This window comes from Janthinobacterium salmonicoloratum (assembly GCF_051380845.1).
Taxonomy (GTDB): domain Bacteria; phylum Pseudomonadota; class Gammaproteobacteria; order Burkholderiales; family Burkholderiaceae_D; genus Janthinobacterium; species Janthinobacterium lividum_F.
In genome coordinates this window covers 265,534-283,576 of record NZ_JBNYXV010000004.1, presented here as the reverse complement: position 1 = coordinate 283,576, position 18,043 = coordinate 265,534, and the positions used below count along the sequence as shown (strand labels likewise).

Here is an 18,043-nt window from a genome sequence, read left to right as displayed (position 1 = left end):
CACTGCAATAAGTGGTGTTATCTGGTATTGAGAAATTCGTGCATCCGGTATTAATTGGTACTTAATTCGGCCACGAAGTCATACATATCGCCGCGGAAATAGGAGCGGCAAAATTCCACGGCGCGGCCATCGCGCAAAAAGCCCAGCCTTTCCACCGACAAGCCTGCGTCACCTTCCTCCGCCTGCAACAGGCTGGCCTGTTCCCCCGTCAGTAAAAGCGCGCTGAGGCGCTGCAAGGCGCGCACGGGCCGGTTGCCCGCCTGTTCCAGTGCGTCATACATGGACACGTCGACGGCGTCGAGCGCCGGCAGGCAGCTGGCGACGATGGTGGCGTACTCCAGGCACATCGGTATCTCGTCCGCATAGCGGATGCGGTGAAAACGGTACACGGGCGCGCCCGGCGACAGCCGCAGGCGCAAGGCCTCTTCCGGCGTGACGGTGCCCTCTGCGCGCTTGAGCCACACGCTGCGCGGCGTGCGTCCGCGCGCCCGCATATCCTCGGAAAACGAAGTCAGCTTGGCGAAGTTTTTCTCGATGCGCGTATTGATGAAATTGCCCGAACCGGGGCGCCGCACCAGCAAGCCCTCGTTGACGAGGCCATCGATGGCCTTGCGCACGGTGATGCGCGAGACGGACAGGTCGCTGGCCAACTGGCGCTCGGCCGGCAAGGCTTCCTCGGGGCCGAGGATGCGCTTGTCGATCGCTTCGCGCAGCGCGCGCTGCAGTTGCTGGTACAGGGGCAGGCTACTCGTCTGCCCCAGGCCTTGCATGATGTGAGCCAGGGTTGTCATACGCTGAGGGTCTCCGTTACGGCGCGTTGCAGACGCGCTCTGTATCTGTTTTGTGTCGCTGGATAATACCAAAAAAGGCCGTTATAAAACCAATTTGAATTGTCAGGCCAGCAATTTATGCCTGGCTTCGCCGGTATTTAGCCCGCCCATACGGGCTACAGATTGATTTAGATAAAGTGGTCTGTGTGATTCAAACAACGTTATAAAAAAAAAGTTGCAACTGGTAGTGTTCTGGTATTGGATAGTAGTATATTGGCGTTGAATTGGTTTTGTAAGTGGTTGTGCCGAAGGGTCTGCAGCATGCCGGCGAGAGTGGGCGGGCTGGAAAGAAGACCTACGTTAAAAATGAAAAGGGTCCAATCCTGGAGCCTAAATCAAGGGGGAGTACATGAAACGCAATTTGACACCTGCAGCTGCCGTCGTGAAATCCGGATCGCGTAGCCGTACGCCGATCGCTACGGCCGTCGCCGTGATGGTCGCTGGTCTGGCCTTTTCGGCGCAGGCGCAGGAAGCGCCCGCCGACGACGTGTCCACCGTAGTGACGGTGACCGGCGTGCGTGCCTCGCTGGAAAAATCGCTGAAGCAAAAACGTAATGCGGATTCCGTGGTGGAAGTGATCACCGCCGAAGATATCGGCAAGATGCCAGACCGTAACGTGGCTGACGCGATCCAGCGCCTGCCAGGTGTGAATACCCAATCGTCGGCCGGTGGTGAAGGCGGCTTCGGCGAAAACGACCGCGTCAGCCTGCGCGGCACCAGCCCGAGCTTCCAGCAAACCCTGTTCAACGGCCACGCCATCAGCACGGGCGACTGGTTCGTGCTGAATCAATTCGGCGGCAACGTCGGCCGCAGCAGCAGCTTCTCCTTGCTGCCATCGGAACTGGTGAGCTCCGTCGTCGTGCACAAGAGCGCCACGGCAGACCTGCCTGAAGGCGGCGTCTCGGGGGTGATCGACGTGATCACCCGCCGTCCGCTGGAATTCAAGAACCAGCTCACGGCTGAAGGTTCGATCCAGGGTTTCTACAACGATCTGGCCGGCAAGACCGATCCTCAGTTCTCCGGCCTGGTGAACTGGAAGAATGACACGAATACCTTGGGCATCATGGTGCAGGGCTTTTCGCAAAAATCGACCGTGCGCCGCGATGGCCAGGAAATCCTCGGCTACACGCCGATCGCTGCGAACAGCGTCGCAGCCCAGGCCCGTCCGGAACTGGCCGGCGTGAAAGTGCCGACCTTTATTGGCGCCAGCCTGTTCGAGCAAAAGAAAACCCGCGAAGGCGGCGCATTCGACATCGAATTCAAGCCCAGCAAGGACTTGACCCTGGACGTGAACGGCTTCTATTCGCAACTGAAGGCGCCGCATCAGAACACCAACTGGCTGGCCGCGCCCGCCAACTCGATCAACAGCACGAAAGACGGCGTGCCGAACGGCCAGATACCGACCAACTATACGGTCAAGAACGGCACGATGACAGGCGCCACCTTCGCCACGAACGCGGGCGAAGTTGACAATATCTACCGTCCTGACGCCGGTGGCGAATCGTACTACCTCGATTTCAACTTCAAGTACCGCGCCACCAAGGACCTGACCCTGACCGGCAAGCTGGGCAAGACCCATGGCGTGGGCTATGACCGCAATGATGTCTACTACCAGAACAACGTCGATGGCGGCATGGTGTATCAATTGAACGGCATGAGTCCGGCCAGCGTTTCCTATCCGGGCGGCACGACCACCAAACCAGGCTCGACGGCTTGGATCGGAGGCGGCGAATCGCGTTCCGTCGACCAGGAAAAATATGCCCAGATCGACGCAGAACTGCGCCTGTCGTCCGGCATCTGGGATTCCGTCAAGTTCGGTGCACGTTTGACCGATCACAAGCGCGATGCCGAACACCCGCTGGAATCCAAACCGGGACCTCTGGGTATCGCCAATCCGGGGCCTGTCTGGAATGGTACCCAATACCCTAGCGACTTCGCCAAGAATCTGGGTGGCAACCTGTCGTCGAACTACTTCAAGTATGACGGGGCAGCGCTGGGCGTTTGGGGCGCGATTCCTGGTAACCGCAATCTCGACCGTGTGGCACGCCACAACTGGACCGATGAATTCAAGCTGAAGGAAAAAACTTCGGCTATCTATGCCATGGCCAATGTGACGGGCGATAACTGGAGCGGTAACTTTGGTTTGCGCGCGGTGCAAACCAAACAGTCCAGCCTGGTTAACAAGAAGGGCGGCCCGATCACCGGTTCCGATTGGGAACCATACTCGCAGAACCTGTTTGAGCGCACCTATAATGACTACTTGCCTAGCGCCAACATCAAATTCGATGTGCGCAACGATTTGGTCGTCCGGGCTGCCGTTGCCCGCACCATCGCCCGTCCGGACTACAGTGCGCTCGGTGGCTCGGTTTCGCTGAATGACGATGCATTGAGCGGTACCGGTGGTAACGTCCAGCTTGATCCTGTCAAATCGGATAACGCTGAAGTCAGCGCCGAATGGTATTTTGCTCCGAAGTCTGCTTTCTCGGTCGGCCTGTTCTACATGGACCTGAAGTCGGTGGTGTCGAATGGTACCGTAAATGCCTCTTATTACAATAGCAAGCGTGGTACCAACACCGTGTACCAGATTACGTCGCCATTCAATACCAGCGGCAAGAACAAGGGCGCGGAATTCAGCTATCAGCAACCGCTGTTCGGTGACTTCGGCATTTTGGCCAACTACACCTATGCCGATGGCAAGCTGGATAACGGTGACGAACTGGTCAACGCATCGCGCAGCACGTATAACCTGACGGCCTTCTACGAAGCCAATGCGCTCAGCGCTCGCCTGGCCTACAACTACCGTTCGTCCTACAAGGCGGGCGTGGACCGTGGCGCCAGCCAGCACGTCGAAGGTGCGGGCGGCCTGGCCGGTTCGCTCAACTACAAGATCAACGAACACTTCACGATCACGTTCGATGCGCTTAACCTGACGAACACGACCATCAAAATGTACGCTGAAAACCGCGATCAGCCACGCGCGTTCTACAGCAATGGCCGTACCTTCTACCTGGGCCTGCGCGCCAAGCTGTAAGCAAGACGATCAGGCCTGATGCGCCCGCGTCAGGCCAGGTCTTCCTCGGTCTTTCAAGCAAGTTCCTGCTTCAGGAGCTTGCTTTTTTTTTGCGCTCACCGGCAGGGCCGCTTCTGTCTTGTTCATGCCAGGGCTGTCGCCGCCGGTCGCCAGCATGACTTGCGCCCGCGAAGCTTGTATCCTGCGGCGTAAGGGTTTTTGCTGCCTCCTTGCCGCAAGCAGGAAGGAGGTTTTTCTCATTTGGAATTGTTTGACCATGACTATTGCACCTCAACGCTACCTCGCCCTCGACGTCCTGCGCGGCCTGACCGTGGCCCTGATGATCTTCGTCAATACACCCGGCGACTGGGGCAGTGTGTATGCGCCGTTCCTGCATGCCGAATGGCATGGTTTTACCCTGACGGACCTGGTCTTCCCCAGTTTTTTATTTGTCGTCGGCAATGCGCTGGCTTTTGCGCTGGGGAAATATGAAAACCTGGGCCATGGCGCCGTACTGGCCAAGCTGTGCAAGCGCAGCGCGCTGATCTTCTTACTGGGATTCCTGCTGTACTGGTTCCCCTTCTTCAAGCTCGACGATGCGGGCCAGTTCGCCTGGTCGCCCCTGTCGCATACGCGCATCCCCGGCGTACTGCAGCGCATCGCCGTGTGCTACCTGGCCGCCGCCTTGATCCTGCACTACTGGAAGACACGGGGCGCGCTGGTCTTCAGCGCCTGCGCCTTGCTCGGCTACTGGGCCATCCTGGCGACATGGGGCGACTACAGCCTGCACGGCAACGCGCCGGCCAAGCTGGACCTGATCCTGCTGGGTGACAGCCACCTGTATCACGGCGAAGGCATCGCCTTCGATCCGGAAGGTATCCTCGGCACCTTGCCGGCTATCGTCAATGTCATCGCCGGCTACCTGGCGGGCAGTTTCCTGCGCCAGGCGGCGCCGGCGCAGCTGCGCTCCAGCTTGGCTCAGCTGGCCGTGGCTGGCGTCTTCTGCGTGGCGGTGGCCCTGTGCTGGAATGAAGTGTTTCCGATCAATAAGAAACTGTGGACCAGCTCTTACGTGATGCTGGGCATCGGCCTGGACTTGTTGCTGCTGGCGTTGCTGATGTTCGTCATCGACGTGCGCAAAATCACGGGCTGGACGTATTTTTTTGAAGTCTTCGGCAAGAACACCCTGTTCATCTACCTGGTGTCGGAAGTGCTGGTAATCATCGCCTTTACCGTGCGCATCGGCGGCGGCAACCTGTACCAGTGGCTGTACCAGCAGTGGTTTACAGGCTGGGCGCCGGCGCGGGTGGGATCCATGCTGTTCGCCGTCAGCTTCATGCTGCTGTGCTGGCTGATCGCCTACGGCATGGACAAGCGCAAGCTCTATATCAAGGTCTAAAACTTCAACTTCAGGCCGTAACGCGTGGCCAGCGCGGTGAAGAGCAGCATCAGGGCGGTGACGGCGGCGGCATTCCACAGGCCGGCCGCGCCGCCCGTCTCCAGATAGGGCCACCAGAAGCGCGGCAGGTGCAGTACGGCCGCCAGTTGCTGCCACAGGTCGGGCACGATGTAGGCGAACAGGGCATTGGTACCGGCGGGTAACAGTAGCACTGCCCAGGCGCGCCAGCGCCACACGTCGATGACGACATAAAATACGAGGAACATGGCCAGGATGAGGGCGCTGCACACGAGCGTGTAGGACTCCGTTGCCGCGATCTTGTTGATGTTGTGATACGGCCGCAGCAGCAGGCCTGCCGCCAGCAGACCCAGCGCGAACCACGCCATGAAATGTATCCTCTGGGCATGGTTCAGGGCCGCGCCGCGCAGGAACAGCTGGCCCACTAGGGTGCCGGCCAACACATTGGCCGCCGTCGAACCGAGCACCTGCGGCACGTTGACAAACCCGTTGATGCTAGTCGGCAGGAAATCCAGGCTGCCCGCCATGCCACCCATGAACAGCGCGATCAGCAGGGAAAACACGCCCATCAGCGCCGTGCCGCTGCCCTGGCACGCCAGGTACAACAGGCTGCACAGCAGGTAGGACCAGCCGATCATGCCAAGGATGCCCCACCACGATGGTTGTAGCCAGGTACTGGAAAATTCCGCATTCAGTTCGCCGCGGAAGGTCGCCAGCAGGAACAGCATCAGGGCGCCGCCTGCAGCCAGCTCAAACCTGCCCGCGCCCTGGCGCCACAGCAGGATCATCGCCAAATAAAACAGAAGGAAGAACACGGCCTGCGGCAGCAGCGCCGCCTGCGCATCATAGCGGTAGGCATTCGCCAGCACCACGCCGGCCAGCATCAGGCTGGCGGAGCGCCACAGCAGGCGTCCCAGCAAGGCTGGCGTGACGTGGCCGCAATGGCGCTGCAAGGCCAGTGGAATGGCCATGCCGACCATGAACAGAAAGCCGGGAAAGACCAGGTCGGGCAGGGTGATGCCGTCGGCGCGCGCTCCCGCATGTTCGAGCCAATAGGCAATGCCGGGCATGCCGGCCAGGTAGTTGACCCAGATCATGGTGACGATCACGAAGCCGCGAAAGGCGTCCAGGCTGGTCAATCGTTCGGCGGTGGGGGAGGTGGCTGGCGGCATGGAAGGATGAAAGAAGGTCGAAAAAAAAGCAGCCCCGGCCTGAGCCGGGAACTGCCTTGCGCATGCTTGAAGGAGCAGGAATTACTGTGCCGCTGCTGCCGGTGCTACCGCTGCCGTGGCAGGACGGTTCAGCCACAGGATCCAGTAGCGGGCCAGGTCGCCCACGCCGTCGCCGCCCTTGACCGTTTCCAGTACCTTGATGGCGTCGTCTTTCTTGCCCGCCATGGCGTAGGAATAGCCGAGGCGCAGTTTGGCGTCTTCAGCACGCTTCAGGCCGCCCTTGGCGATGCCTTTCTGGATCAGGTCGATACCTTTGTCGAACTGGTCCATCGTCACGAAGGCGTAGCCCAGGTTGATCAAGCCCGTGCCATCTTTGCTCTTCATGGCCGACGCTTCGCCGCTGGCGATGTTTTTCACATCGTCGGCGGCAGCCTTGTTGGCCTGGTCGCGCAGCTTCTTATGCTTGGCAGCATTCGCGCCCGTGCCCAGCACGCCTTTGGCAAAGCCGGCGTCGAGGACTTTTTTCGCTTCCGTCGGGAAGGCGTTTTGCAAGGCGATTTCAGCCATGTCGCTGTAATCTTGCGGCGGCATGGTGCCGACGGCCTTGAATTGCAGGCGCAGCACGTCCAGCGCGAAGCGGTCCGAATAACCGGCCTTGCCTTGCAAACGGCCCAGCAGGTCGCTCCAGTAGTCGTCCGACGGGTAGTAGCGCACCAGGTTTTCCATGGCGACCAGGTAGGTGGCCGGATCCTTGCTCTTCGATCCCGTGTTGGCCAGCAATTGCAGTTCTTCGATACTCGGCGTCTTGCCCGCTTGCTGCTTGGCCGTTACGTCGGCCATCAGTTCCTGCTTGGCGCGCGCGAAATCGTTGCTGAAGTAATAGGAGCGGATGATGTAGGGACGCACGGTGGCCACGTCGCCTGTTGCCGTCTGGTAACGGGTGAACCATTTGATGGCGTTCGGGTAATCCTTGGCGTTGTAGTGATAGTTCGCCAGGGCCTGGATGAAGTCGCCTTCCGATTTTTTGTCCAGCTTGCCCGATTCGATCACCGCTTCCAGCGCCGTCATGGCCATCGGTGCATTGTTGGTGGTCGAGGCCAGCGCTACGCGCAGGCGGTTCAGCACGAACGTTTCATACGGCGTCAGGGCTGGAATGGCGGCAGCCTGGTCAATGCGGCTTTGCACGTCGGCGTAGTTTTTGGCATCCATCGATGCCTTCACGGCAGTCGGATCGAGCAGCTTGAACACTTCAGGGCGCACCGATTCTGCTGCGGCGGCGGGTGCACCGGCAGCAGCGGCAGGCTTGGCATCCTGCGCATGCGACAGGGATGGCAGGACATTCAGGCCGATGGCGGCCAGGAGCAGGCTAAGACGGGCAAGACGGAATTGGGACATGGGTTATCCTTCAATCAATAACAAAAATACGCTCCGGTACTGGTTGCCGCAACAGCGTGTGGCGGCATTTTCCGGGGGCAGGGAATCTTAAAAAACACGTATTCTGCCATCCTGATCGCACAAGTCAAAGGGCGGCAGCATGGTAAACAACGGCTATTGTCACATAAACGGCTGGGCCGGAGCGCCAAACGTGCGCGCCAGGGCTTGCCCTTTGGCATCGAACAGCAGGCAGCGCTGCGGCGGCAGATGCAGGCGCATGGTCTCGCCCGCCTGGCGCAAGCCATCCTCGGCCGGCAGCTTAATTGCCAGCATTTCGGCCAGCATCTCGGTCACGCCCGGCATGCTGGCGTAAACGATGGCCACGTCGCCCAGATATTCGACATGGCTGACACTGGCCTCGATCACGTTATTGTTCGCCGTCTCCCCGTGCTGCAGGACCACATGTTCGGCGCGCACGCCCAGGGTCAGCTGGTCGCCTGGCGCCACGGTCTCGCCCTGCGCTTCGACGTCGATGACGGCGCCGCCGGGCAGGCGCACGGCCACGGAGCCGGGACCGCAGGCAACGGCCTCGCAAGCGACGAAATTCATCTTCGGCGCGCCGAGGAAGCCGGCCACGAACAGGTTGCCGGGATTGTTATACAGCGCGTGCGGGCTGCCCACCTGCTCGATGCGCCCGCCGTTGAAGACGACGATGCGCTCGCCCAGGGTCATCGCTTCGACCTGGTCGTGCGTGACGTAGATCATCGTGGTTTTCAATTCCTGGTGCAGGCGCGAGATTTCCACCCGCATCTGCACGCGCAAGGAGGCGTCGAGGTTCGACAGCGGTTCGTCGAACAGGAACACCTGTGGTTTGCGCACGATGGCGCGGCCGATGGCCACGCGCTGGCGCTGGCCGCCCGACAGATCTTTCGGCTTGCGTTTCAATAGTGGCGTGATTTGCAGGATCTCGGCCGCGCGCTCGACGGCAGCGCGCACCTCGGCCTTCTTGTGTCTGGCCAGGCTCAGGGCGAAGGCCATGTTCTCGAACACCGTCATGTGCGGATACAGGGCGTAGCTCTGGAAGACCATGGCCAGGCCACGCTCGGCCGGCGCGATATCGTTGGCCAGCTTGCCGCCGATATGCAGCTCGCCGTCCGTGATGTCTTCCAATCCCGCGATCATGCGCAGCAGGGTCGATTTGCCGCAGCCGGACGGCCCCACGAAGACGACGAATTCGCCGTCGCGGATATCGAGGTCGATGCCGTGGATGACCGGGTGCTTGTCGTCGTACCGCTTGACGATATTCTTTAATGCGATATGTGCCATGGACTGTGCGATTCCTAGCTTGCGCTGGCCGGCGCGGACGTGGCGCCGGCGTCAGCCTGGTCGGAGGGGGCCTTTGGTCCGATGCGCATGAAGCGCGACAGGATCAATACGGGCACGGCCGACACCAGCACCCACAGGAAAAAGGTCTTGTAGCCGAGCGCCGTCTGGATATCGCCGCTGATCATCTTGAACAGCACGAAGCCCAGCTGCATCACGCCGGTGGCGAACGCATAGTGGGCCGTCTGGTACTTGCCCACGGAGACCACCTGCATCATGAACAGGATCAGGCCGACGAAGCCGAAGCCATAGCCGAACATTTCCACGCTGAGCGCGGCCGTGATCAGGGTCAGGTCGGTCGGCATGCTGTGGCTCAGGTAGTAGAACACCAGGTTCGGCAAGTTCATGGCCAGGATCAGGAAGAACATGGCGCGCTTGAGGCCCAGCCAGGAAGTGAAGTAGCCGCCGCCGATGCTGCCCAGCAGGAATGCCACGGTGCCGGCCGTGCCGTACACGGCGCCCACTTCCGTCGTCGACAGGCCCAAGCCGCCCAGTTCGCGCGCTTCGCGCAGGAACAGCGGGCCGATGGTCTGCACTTGCGCCTCGCCCGCGCGAAACAGGATGATGAAGGCGATCATGCCCCAGATGCCGGGTTTTTTCAGGAAGTCCACCAGCACGTCCCACAAGGTGCGGCTGATGCCGGCCACGCTCTTGTCTGCCACGGCCGCGTTGCGTACCTGCGGCAGCGCCCACAGGTGGTAGGCGGCCAGCGACAGCATCATGGCGCCGATGATCAGGAAGATCACCGACCATGCCGGCTTGATGCCGATTTTTTTCTCCAGGTAGCCGGCCAGGATCACCAGGCCGCCCAGCGAAATGAATTTGCCGGCGTTGAAGAAGGCGCCTTGCCAGCCCGCGTAGGCGGCCTGCTGCTTGTCCGACAGGCTGGCGATATACAGGCCGTCGCAGACGATGTCGTGCGTCGACGAGGCCAGCGCGGCGACGAACAGCACGGCGATGCTGGCGGCGAACCACAGCGGCGTTTGCAGGGCCAGCGCGATCAGGCCCAGGCTCAGGCCACCGAGGAACTGGAACAGCACCACCATGGTCTTCTTGCTCGACGCCAGTTCCAGGAAGGGACTCCACAGCGACTTGAAGACCCAGGCAAAGCCGATCAGGCCCGTCCAGCGGGCGATCTGGTCGTTCGGTACGCCCATGCTCTTGAACATCAGGCCGGCTACCAGGGCCACGGCGTAGAACGGCAGGCCCTGGGCGAAGTACAAGGTGGGCACCCAGGATATCGGGCTGCGTGCTTTCTTGCTGATGCTGATGCGCTGGTCGTGCATGGAGGCTTCCTTATCGAGAGACGTTTTCATTTGACTGCGCCGTCCATGCCGCGCATGAAGAAGCGTTGGGTAAACAGGAAGGCGAGCAGGGTTGGCACGATGGTGATCAGGGTGCCGGCCGCGATCACGCGCGTGCTGCTGCCGAAGGTGCCGCGCAAGTACAGCACGCCGACCGAGAGCGGGAATTCATCGGGTTTGCTCATGACGATGGAGGGCCAGATGTACTCATTCCACGACTCGACGGCCGTCAGGATGCCGACGGTTGCCAGCCATGGCGTAATCAGCGGCAGCATGATGCGGCTGAAGATGACCCACTCGGTAGCGCCATCGACACGCGCCGCGTCGATCAGGTCTTGCGGCACTTCCTCGAACGCCTGCTTGAGCAGCAAAATGGCCACGGCCGTCACCACGTTGGGCAGGATCACGCCCGTGTAGGTGTCGACCAGGCTCATTTGCGTGATGGTGATGAAGTTGACGAGGAAGTTTACCTCCGACGGCAGCACCAGGGTGGCCAGGATCAGGCCGAACACGAGTTTGCGGCCGCGGAATTTCAGACGCGCCAGCGGATACGCTGCCAGTGAGCACAGCAGCAGTTTCCAGAACACGGTAAACACGGCGATCAGCACCGAGTTCTTGAAAAACGACCAGATCGGGATGGCCTGGAAGACTTCGATGAAGTTGTCGAAGGACGGGGCCTTCGGCCAGAAAGTGGGCGGGAAGGCGAAGATATTGCCTTCCGTGGAGATGGCCGTCACCAGGGTCCACCAGAACGGGAAGACGCAGACGACGGCGATCGCGCACAGCACGGCATAGTGGCCCAGTATTTGCAGGCGTGTTTTCAGGGGGCGGGAGCGGGTTTTCATGGTCATTCCCCTGTCAGCGGTGCTTGGGTTTCAAATAGCGCAGGCACAGCAGGGCGATGCCTATGCAGAACAGCGAGACGACGAAACTGGCTGCCAGCGCGCGCGGCAGTTTCAAGTGCTTGAGGCCCTGATCGTAGGCGTAATACAGCGCCGTGAAGGTGGAATTCATCGGCCCGCCCTGGGTCAGCACGTCGACTTCCTGGTATGCCTTCAAGGCTGCCAGCACGGACAGGATGGAGCACAGCATGATGGTCGGGCGCAGCATCGGCACGGTGATCTTCCAGAAACGCTGCCAGCGGTTGGCGCCATCGAGCATGGCCGCTTCCTGCATGTCCGACGGGATCGATTGCAGGGCCGCCAGGTACATCACCATATACCAGCCCAGGCCGCGCCACAGGGTGACGAACATCACGGCGAACAGGGCCAGGCTGTCGTTCGTCAGCCAGCCCACGGGCGCGTTCACCAGCCTTAACGTCATCATCACGTAGTTCAGCGCGCCCTGTTCATGGAACATGAAGCCCCACATGATGCCGACCACGGACACGGTGGTCACCACCGGCACGTAGAAGGCGGCGCGGAACAGGCGGATGCCGGGCAGGCGGTTGTTGACCAGTACGGCCAGCACGATGGCGCCTACCTGCACGAAGGGCACCATCAGCAAAAACATCAGCGAGTTTTTCAGGCCCGAGACGAACATCTCGTTATTGAATATGTAGCGGAAGTTATCGAGGCCGACGAAGCGCGTCTCGCGTATCAGGCTGTAGTCGGTGAAGGCCAGCACGGAGCCGTAGCCGACGGGCCAGAAGGAAAAGGCGGCCAGCAGCAGCAGGGCAGGGGCGAGGAACAGCCAGGCTTGCAGGGTGTGGCGGTGGGCGAGTTTCATGGTGTCCTCAGTGGCGCGGCAGGGTGGCCAGCTTGCGGTTCCAGATGGCGACGGCCTGATCCAGCGCCTGTTTCACATCCTGCTTGCCCGTCACGCCCGCCTCGACGGCCTTCACCAGCGAGCGGCGCAATTCGTCGTAGTCGTCGATGCCGGCCACGTACAGGGTGCGCGAGTGGCCCATTGACAGGGCGCCGGCAGCCACCGCCTTTTCGGCCGCGCCCGCGTTCTGCGGCGTGGATAGAAAGAACGGGTCGGCCGCCGCCTTGATCGTGGTGGGAAAGACGCTGGCCTGTCTGGCGAAGGCCAGCTGGTTGGCGTCGTTCGTCAGGAAGCGCGCGAACTTGCCGACCGATGCCAGCTGGTGCGCCGGCACGCCTTTCGGAATGGCGAAGTGCACCAGCCAGCCGCCATCGGCGATGCCGGTGGGGCCCAGCGGCGCGGGCGCCACGTCGGTGATGGCGTAGATGTCCTTCGCGTCGCCGCGGATGCGCTGCATGGCCGTCGGCGGCGCCAGCAGCATGCCCAGGCGGCCACCCTTGTAGGCGTCGATCACGGCCGGGAAATTATCCTCGGCGAACAGGCTTTCCTTCAGCAGGCCACCCACTTTATAGGTGTCGGCCAGCTTTTGCACCAGCGCCACGTGCTGCGGCGAATTGAAGACGGCGCGGTTGTCCTGGATCACGGCCAGGCCTTGCTGCATGAACAGGCCGTCGATTTTAGAGAGGGCGGGGGCGATGCCTGCCTTGCCCGTGCGTTGCGCGATCTGGCGCGCGAACGCCAGCTGTTCATCGAGGCTGGCGGGGCCGCGCGTGAGGCCCGCCTGCTTGAAAATGGCGGTATTGAAGGCGATCACCGCGACATTGCTGTACATGGGAAAACCGTAGGTGCGGCCCTTGAAACGCAGGTCGTCCAGGGCGCTGGGAATGTAGCTGGCGCGCGCCTCCGCGATCAGGCCATCGACGGGCGTGAGCAAGCCGTCGCGCGCAAATTCGTCGGCCCAGGGCACGTTCAGGCTGACCAGCGCGGGCGGCGTGCCGGCCACGATGCGCGTGACCAGCTTGGTCTGGATGACGTCCCAGGGAAAGTCGATCCATTCGATCTTGACGTCGGGATTCTGCGCCTCATAGCGCGCCACCACCGCATTGAAATACGGCGTGAACTTGGGCTTCATGCTGAAGGTCCAGAATTCGATTTTCTCGGCAGCCCATGCCTGTGGCGCGAGCAGGCCCGCGCAGGCAAACACTGCCAACAGTCTCTTGATCGTCATTTTTATCCTGGAGCGTGGCGCTCCAATGTCCATGAGTCCGCGGCGCGGGTACATGCCCTTGCCGTCGCTTATATTCGGGTGCTGCTGCCGGCAGCTGCGCCCCGTGCCGGGGACGCAGCTGCCGATACTGCTTAGTTGGTCTTCGTGACCTTGCTCAAATGGCGCGGCGCATCCGGGTCCATGCCGCGCGCTGCCGACAGTTTTGCCGCCATCACGTAGAAGGACTGGATGGCGACGATCGGATCGAGGTCCGGCGTGGCCGCCACGGGCAGGGTCAGGTCGCGCTCGGCCACATCGGCGGGCGCCGCCAGCAAGACCTTGGCGCCGCGGCCGCGCATTTCCGTGGCCAGCTGCAGCAGGCCGGCCTGGGTCGGGCCGCGGGTGGCGAAAATGAGCAGCGGGTAGCCGTCTTCGATCAGGGCCATCGGACCATGCTTGATTTCGGCGCCGCTGAACGCTTCCGCCTGCAGGGCCGAGGTTTCCTTGAATTTCAGTGCCGCTTCCAGCGCCACGGGGAAGCTAATGCCGCGTCCCACGACCATGATGTTGCGGGCCGGCGCCAGTACGTCAATCGCTGGCGACCAGTCGACGCGGGTCGCTTCGAGCAGCGCTTCAGGCAGCGCTTCCAGGCCCGCCTGCAGCTCGGGATCGTTCTGCCACTGGGCTACCATGCGTGCGCCGGCGACCAGGCTGGTGATGAAGCTTTTCGTCGCGGCGACGCTTTGTTCCTTGCCGGCGCGCAGGGGCATGGCCCACTCGGCGGCGTGCGCCAGCGGCGAATCGATGTCGTTGACGAGGGCCACGGTGGTGGCGCCGCCATCGCGGAAGTAGCGGATCGGTTCAACCACGTCCGGGCTCTGGCCCGATTGCGAGATCGAGATGGCCAGGGTGTCGCGCGTCACCAGCGGCGACTTGTTCAGGGTCACCAGCGACATCGGCAGGGACGCGACGACACGGCCCAGGCGCGCCATGATCAGGTACGCGACGTAGTTGCAGGCGTGGTCCGAGCTGCCGCGCGCGATGGTCAGCGCGGTCGAGAACGAGGTGCTCCTCAATTTGCGGCCCAGTTCCGCGTAGCGTTCCGTGTCGCTGGCCAGTTGCAGGGCGACGCATTCGGCGGCGGAAATGGCTTCTTTAAGCATCATTGAGGTCACAGATTTCTCCTTCTATATACACAGCTTTGAGTTTGAGATCGCGATCGAGTACCACCAGATCGGCGTAAGTACCGGGGGCCAGCCGGCCGCGTTCTTCCAGGCCCAGGTAATCGGCGGCATTGGTCGATACGCGCTTGGACGCGTCGGCCAGGTCCAGTCCCAGTCCCACCAGGTTGCGCAGCGCCTGGTCCAGGGTCAGGGTGCTGCCCGCCAGGGTGCCGTCGGGCAGGCGCACGCCGCCCATGCATTTCTGCACGGCGTGGCGGCCCAGCATGTATTCGCCGTCCGGCATGCCGGTGGCGGCGGTCGAATCGGTGACGCAGTACAGGCGCGGGATGGCGCGCAGGGCCACCTTGATGGCGCCCGGATGCACGTGCAGCAGGTCGGGGATCAGTTCGGCGTATTCGGCGTGCGCCAGGGCGGCGCCAACCATGCCAGGCTCGCGGTGGTGCAGGCCGCTCATGGCGTTGAACAAATGCGTGAAACCCATGGCGCCGTGTTCCAGCGCGGCCACGCCGTCTTCATAGGAACCAAGCGTGTGGCCGATCTGCACGCGCACGCCGGAGTCGGCCAGGACGCGCACCAGGTCCAGGTGGCCGGCGATTTCCGGCGCCACGGTGATGACGCGCAGCTTGGCCAGGGTTTGCAGGCGCTCGATTTCAGACAGCGTGGCGGCGCGCGCATAGTTGGGCTGCGCACCGAGCTTGCCGGAATTGATGTACGGGCCTTCCAGGTGGGCGCCCAGCACGCGCGCCGTATTCGGGCGGCGGTGGTTGGCGGCGATGCCGATGGCCGTCAGGGCCATGTCGATATCTTCCGGCGGCGCCGTCATGGTGGTCGCCAGCAGGCTGGTGGTGCCGTGGCGCGCGTGGATGGCCGCGATGGTGTAGACGGCGTCACCGCCTTCCATGATGTCCTTGCCGGCGCCGCCATGCACGTGCAGGTCGATAAAGCCAGGCAAAATATAGTCGTCGCTGTTGTTCGACGGGTGGAGGGAATTGCCCGTGATGCTGTCGACGCGCTCGCCGAAGGCGATGGCGCCGTGGATCCAGCCGCCGGGGGTAAGGATATTGCCTTTGATAGTGCTGCTCATCTGCGCGACTCCGCTACGAATTCATAATAATCACTGCGGCAATACGAGTGGGTCAGTTCCACCGCTGCGCCGTTGTCGAGATAACTGACACGGGTGATGTGCAGCATGGCTTCACCCGTCTTGATATTGGCCAGCTTGGCCTGTTCCGCCGTGGCGTTGACGGCGCGGATATGCTGCAGCGCGCGCATCGGGATGGTGCCGCGCGACTCCAGGTAGCCGTACAGCGAGTCCGTCACCTGCTGCGGGTCCGGCATGTACAGCGCGGGGATGGTGGTCGTCTCGATCGCCATCACCACTTCGTCGGCCGTGCGCAGGCGGCGCAAACGCGCCACAGGCATATGTGGCGACAGGCCCAGCGACAGCAGTTCCAGCGGCGCGGCCGCGCCGATGTCGCGCTGCAGCCAGCGCGAGCCGGCCGTGAAGCCCCGCTGGCGCAATTCTTCCGAAAAGCTCGTCAGGCGCGACAGCGGCTGTTCCAGCTTGGGCGTGATGTAGGTGCCCGAGCCGCGCTTGCGCGTCAGCATGCCCCGGTCGCACAGCATGTCGATGGCCTTGCGCGCCGTGACGCGCGAAATTTCCAGGATGTCCGACAGTACGCGCTCGGAAGGCAAGGCCTGGTTGGCGCGCCAGTCGCCGCTGGCGATGCCGTCCGACAGCATGTTCGCCAGCTGCATGTAGAGCGGCGTGTCGCTGGCCGGATTGGGTTTGAAGGCGGACAGTTTGTCCAGCATGGTCATTGCTCCTGCAAGTGCTTGCGTATCAGGCGCAGGCCGCCTGCGGCCGAGTCGCCCTGTGCCGGCACGACCAGTTGCAACAGTGCCGCTGGAAGGTAGCTCGACAAGGGCGCCGCCAGGCCGCCGCACAGGGCCACGGGCAAGGTGCCGGCCGGGTCGAGCGCCCTGGCGATGAGGGCGATCTGCTGGCCCGCGTCCATCAGGATGGTGCGCGCCACGGCATTGCTGGCCGCGTGCTCGAGCACCAGCCGCGCCAGTTGCGCAAAGTTGGTCTGGCTGGCGGCGGCCAGCCACACCTGCATGGCGTCGCGCTGGCCGCCGCAGGCGTCGATGATGGCCGTGGCGAAGGCGCTGCCGGGCACGCGACCGTCGACCACTTGCTGCGCGTGGTTGATGGCGCGCATGCCGATCCAGGCGCCGCCCGCCTCGTCGCCGGAGGGGAAGCCCCAGCCGCCCACTTCATGGCGGCTGCCGTCCGCGTGCAGCACTTCGCCCACGCTGCCGGTACCGACGGCGACAATCGCGCCCGGCTGGCCGGCATGTGCGCCCAGCAGGGTGGTCAGGGCATCGGATTCGAGCGCCACGAAGGCATAGCCGGGATTGTGTTCGATGAAGCTGGCGGCCCACTGCTTGTTGTGTACGCCGGCCAGGCCCAGGCCGATGGCCATGCGCTGCAGCGGCGCCTGTTCCAGGCCGGCGGCGCGGAAGGCCAGGGTGACGGCATGCGCCACGGACGTCCAGGCCCGTTCGATGCCCAATCCCAGGCCGGATGGGCCGCTTTGTCCCTGCGCCAGCTCCTGGCCATCGAGGCGCGCCAGGCGTACGCGGGTACCGCTTCCCCCGCCGTCGACGCCGATTATGTATTCGATCATGTTATGCAGTCCCGCGTTTGGTTGATTGCGCCTGTCTCGGTTCTTTTATTTGTCGGGCGGCGAAAAAGCTGAAGGCACTATATTGTCGCCTCGATGGCTTGTCAACAGGTATTTAAGTGGTATTAACAAATGCCTTGCGCGATGGCGGGTCTTGCCCGAGTAGAAGATTGCAAGTTATTGTTAATAAAGGAGTTTTTGCGTGCCGTGAATGGTATTGAAATTGGCCTTGTTTAATGCCAATTTTTCCCGAGTGGTCTGCGCCGTGCGCTGTAGTGTTGCTTCCGTGCATGCTTGGCAAGGGACGCCATGAAGAGTAAAGTCCGCCTTTTACACCTGAGTTGGAAGAGCATGATGAACGACAAGGCAGCAAAGAGCGATTACTGGGACGACTGGCAGCAAGAGGCGCTAGCCGCTGGCGTGTCGGCGCCGCTGGCTGCGCTGGGCATGGAAATGATGCGCACGCACCGCAAGAACCGCTGGCCGAAGGATTTCCTGGGCCGCGAAAGCGATGGCCCGGTCATGATCGAAATGTGCCTGGAAGACGAAGCGGAAACGGAATTGTTCTTTATCGAGAACCTGTATCCCTACGATGCGGCGCTGATCGAAAAGACGCGCCGCCGCCTGTGCCTGCACTGATAGTGCGCTGACGCGTGACTGGAACGGCCGCCTTGCGCGGCCGTTTTGCCTTTCGGGTGGCATTTTCAT

At 62.2% G+C, this 18,043-nt stretch carries 16 protein-coding genes; 3 read left to right on the top strand and 13 right to left on the bottom strand.

The genetic code is table 11. The annotated features are described in order from the left end of the window. Positions 1–50 precede the first annotated feature (50 nt). Positions 51–791: a GntR family transcriptional regulator gene (locus tag ACQ4WY_RS20920; protein ID WP_035825427.1), complete on the bottom strand. Its 741-nt coding sequence runs from the start codon at positions 789–791 to the stop codon at positions 51–53. A gap of 388 nt (positions 792–1,179) precedes the next feature. Here ACQ4WY_RS20920 and ACQ4WY_RS20915 point away from each other — a divergent pair, with 388 nt between their 5' ends. Continuing rightward, the gene (locus ACQ4WY_RS20915) at positions 1,180–3,861 is read left to right on the top strand and encodes a TonB-dependent receptor (RefSeq protein ID WP_436505702.1); all 2,682 of its coding nucleotides are present in this window, start codon (positions 1,180–1,182) and stop codon (positions 3,859–3,861) included. A 9-nt stretch (positions 3,862–3,870) separates the two neighbouring features. Here the strand turns inward: ACQ4WY_RS20915 and ACQ4WY_RS20910 are convergent, their stop codons facing one another. Further along, positions 3,871–4,119, bottom strand: coding sequence for a hypothetical protein (locus ACQ4WY_RS20910; RefSeq protein ID WP_436505700.1), 249 nt, complete (start codon positions 4,117–4,119; stop codon positions 3,871–3,873). Between ACQ4WY_RS20910 and ACQ4WY_RS20905 the strand changes: the two genes are divergently transcribed. Then, complete coding sequence (locus tag ACQ4WY_RS20905) at positions 4,118–5,239, top strand: acyltransferase family protein (protein WP_436505698.1); 1,122 nt, start codon at positions 4,118–4,120, stop codon at positions 5,237–5,239. The genes ACQ4WY_RS20910 and ACQ4WY_RS20905 overlap by 2 nt on opposite strands. Here ACQ4WY_RS20905 and ACQ4WY_RS20900 read toward each other — a convergent pair. The 11 genes from ACQ4WY_RS20900 to ACQ4WY_RS20850 all read right to left on the bottom strand — a co-directional run bounded on the left by ACQ4WY_RS20900 (position 5,236) and on the right by ACQ4WY_RS20850 (position 17,338). Further along, positions 5,236–6,429 (bottom strand): hypothetical protein, encoded by a 1,194-nt coding sequence (locus ACQ4WY_RS20900; protein WP_436505696.1) that lies wholly within the window; start codon positions 6,427–6,429, stop codon positions 5,236–5,238. The genes ACQ4WY_RS20905 and ACQ4WY_RS20900 overlap by 4 nt on opposite strands. Positions 6,430–6,510: 81 nt before the next feature. After that, positions 6,511–7,824, bottom strand: a complete 1,314-nt coding sequence (locus ACQ4WY_RS20895; protein ID WP_436505694.1) for a tetratricopeptide repeat protein — start codon at positions 7,822–7,824, stop codon at positions 6,511–6,513. Positions 7,825–7,983: 159 nt separating this feature from the next. Next, the gene (locus ACQ4WY_RS20890) at positions 7,984–9,129 is read right to left on the bottom strand and encodes an ABC transporter ATP-binding protein (RefSeq protein WP_436505692.1); all 1,146 of its coding nucleotides are present in this window, start codon (positions 9,127–9,129) and stop codon (positions 7,984–7,986) included. 14 nt (positions 9,130–9,143) lie between these two features. Beyond that, the gene (locus tag ACQ4WY_RS20885) at positions 9,144–10,472 is read right to left on the bottom strand and encodes an MFS transporter (RefSeq protein ID WP_353658577.1); all 1,329 of its coding nucleotides are present in this window, start codon (positions 10,470–10,472) and stop codon (positions 9,144–9,146) included. A gap of 26 nt (positions 10,473–10,498) precedes the next feature. Next, complete coding sequence (locus ACQ4WY_RS20880; RefSeq protein WP_436505690.1) at positions 10,499–11,335, bottom strand: carbohydrate ABC transporter permease; 837 nt, start codon at positions 11,333–11,335, stop codon at positions 10,499–10,501. Positions 11,336–11,348: 13 nt separating this feature from the next. Continuing rightward, positions 11,349–12,218, bottom strand: coding sequence for a carbohydrate ABC transporter permease (locus tag ACQ4WY_RS20875; protein ID WP_166447680.1), 870 nt, complete (start codon positions 12,216–12,218; stop codon positions 11,349–11,351). Positions 12,219–12,225: 7 nt separating this feature from the next. Further along, positions 12,226–13,485, bottom strand: a complete 1,260-nt coding sequence (locus ACQ4WY_RS20870; RefSeq protein WP_436505688.1) for an ABC transporter substrate-binding protein — start codon at positions 13,483–13,485, stop codon at positions 12,226–12,228. A 131-nt stretch (positions 13,486–13,616) separates the two neighbouring features. Then, the gene (locus ACQ4WY_RS20865) at positions 13,617–14,630 is read right to left on the bottom strand and encodes an SIS domain-containing protein (RefSeq protein WP_071079063.1); all 1,014 of its coding nucleotides are present in this window, start codon (positions 14,628–14,630) and stop codon (positions 13,617–13,619) included. Then, on the bottom strand, positions 14,620–15,732 hold the full coding sequence (gene nagA, locus ACQ4WY_RS20860; RefSeq protein WP_436505686.1) for an N-acetylglucosamine-6-phosphate deacetylase: 1,113 nt from the start codon (positions 15,730–15,732) through the stop codon (positions 14,620–14,622). The genes ACQ4WY_RS20865 and nagA overlap by 11 nt, the downstream gene beginning before the upstream one ends. Then, positions 15,729–16,463, bottom strand: a complete 735-nt coding sequence (locus ACQ4WY_RS20855) for a GntR family transcriptional regulator (protein WP_353658572.1) — start codon at positions 16,461–16,463, stop codon at positions 15,729–15,731. The genes nagA and ACQ4WY_RS20855 overlap by 4 nt, the downstream gene beginning before the upstream one ends. 2 nt (positions 16,464–16,465) lie before the next feature. Beyond that, entirely contained in the window at positions 16,466–17,338 is an 873-nt protein-coding gene (locus ACQ4WY_RS20850; RefSeq protein WP_436505685.1) for a glucosamine kinase nucleotide-binding domain-containing protein, read from the bottom strand. Between the two features lie 348 nt (positions 17,339–17,686). Between ACQ4WY_RS20850 and ACQ4WY_RS20845 the strand changes: the two genes are divergently transcribed. After that, entirely contained in the window at positions 17,687–17,974 is a 288-nt protein-coding gene (locus tag ACQ4WY_RS20845; protein ID WP_029496217.1) for a hypothetical protein, read from the top strand. The last annotated feature ends 69 nt before the right edge of the window (positions 17,975–18,043 follow it).

Excerpts from the sequence above, each read along its gene's own strand:
- ACQ4WY_RS20920 (WP_035825427.1), bottom strand. The coding sequence starts at position 791 with ATGACAACCCTGGCTCACATCATGCAAGGCCTGGGGCAGACGAGTAGC.
- ACQ4WY_RS20915 (WP_436505702.1), top strand. The coding sequence starts at position 1,180 with ATGAAACGCAATTTGACACCTGCAGCTGCCGTCGTGAAATCCGGATCG.
- ACQ4WY_RS20905 (WP_436505698.1), top strand. The coding sequence starts at position 4,118 with ATGACTATTGCACCTCAACGCTACCTCGCCCTCGACGTCCTGCGCGGC.
- ACQ4WY_RS20910 (WP_436505700.1), bottom strand. The coding sequence starts at position 4,119 with ATGGTCAAACAATTCCAAATGAGAAAAACCTCCTTCCTGCTTGCGGCA.
- ACQ4WY_RS20900 (WP_436505696.1), bottom strand. The coding sequence starts at position 6,429 with ATGCCGCCAGCCACCTCCCCCACCGCCGAACGATTGACCAGCCTGGAC.
- ACQ4WY_RS20895 (WP_436505694.1), bottom strand. The coding sequence starts at position 7,824 with ATGTCCCAATTCCGTCTTGCCCGTCTTAGCCTGCTCCTGGCCGCCATC.
- ACQ4WY_RS20890 (WP_436505692.1), bottom strand. The coding sequence starts at position 9,129 with ATGGCACATATCGCATTAAAGAATATCGTCAAGCGGTACGACGACAAG.
- ACQ4WY_RS20885 (WP_353658577.1), bottom strand. The coding sequence starts at position 10,472 with ATGCACGACCAGCGCATCAGCATCAGCAAGAAAGCACGCAGCCCGATA.
- ACQ4WY_RS20880 (WP_436505690.1), bottom strand. The coding sequence starts at position 11,335 with ATGAAAACCCGCTCCCGCCCCCTGAAAACACGCCTGCAAATACTGGGC.
- ACQ4WY_RS20875 (WP_166447680.1), bottom strand. The coding sequence starts at position 12,218 with ATGAAACTCGCCCACCGCCACACCCTGCAAGCCTGGCTGTTCCTCGCC.
- ACQ4WY_RS20870 (WP_436505688.1), bottom strand. The coding sequence starts at position 13,485 with ATGACGATCAAGAGACTGTTGGCAGTGTTTGCCTGCGCGGGCCTGCTC.
- ACQ4WY_RS20865 (WP_071079063.1), bottom strand. The coding sequence starts at position 14,630 with ATGATGCTTAAAGAAGCCATTTCCGCCGCCGAATGCGTCGCCCTGCAA.
- nagA (WP_436505686.1), bottom strand. The coding sequence starts at position 15,732 with ATGAGCAGCACTATCAAAGGCAATATCCTTACCCCCGGCGGCTGGATC.
- ACQ4WY_RS20855 (WP_353658572.1), bottom strand. The coding sequence starts at position 16,463 with ATGCTGGACAAACTGTCCGCCTTCAAACCCAATCCGGCCAGCGACACG.
- ACQ4WY_RS20850 (WP_436505685.1), bottom strand. The coding sequence starts at position 17,338 with ATGATCGAATACATAATCGGCGTCGACGGCGGGGGAAGCGGTACCCGC.
- ACQ4WY_RS20845 (WP_029496217.1), top strand. The coding sequence starts at position 17,687 with ATGATGAACGACAAGGCAGCAAAGAGCGATTACTGGGACGACTGGCAG.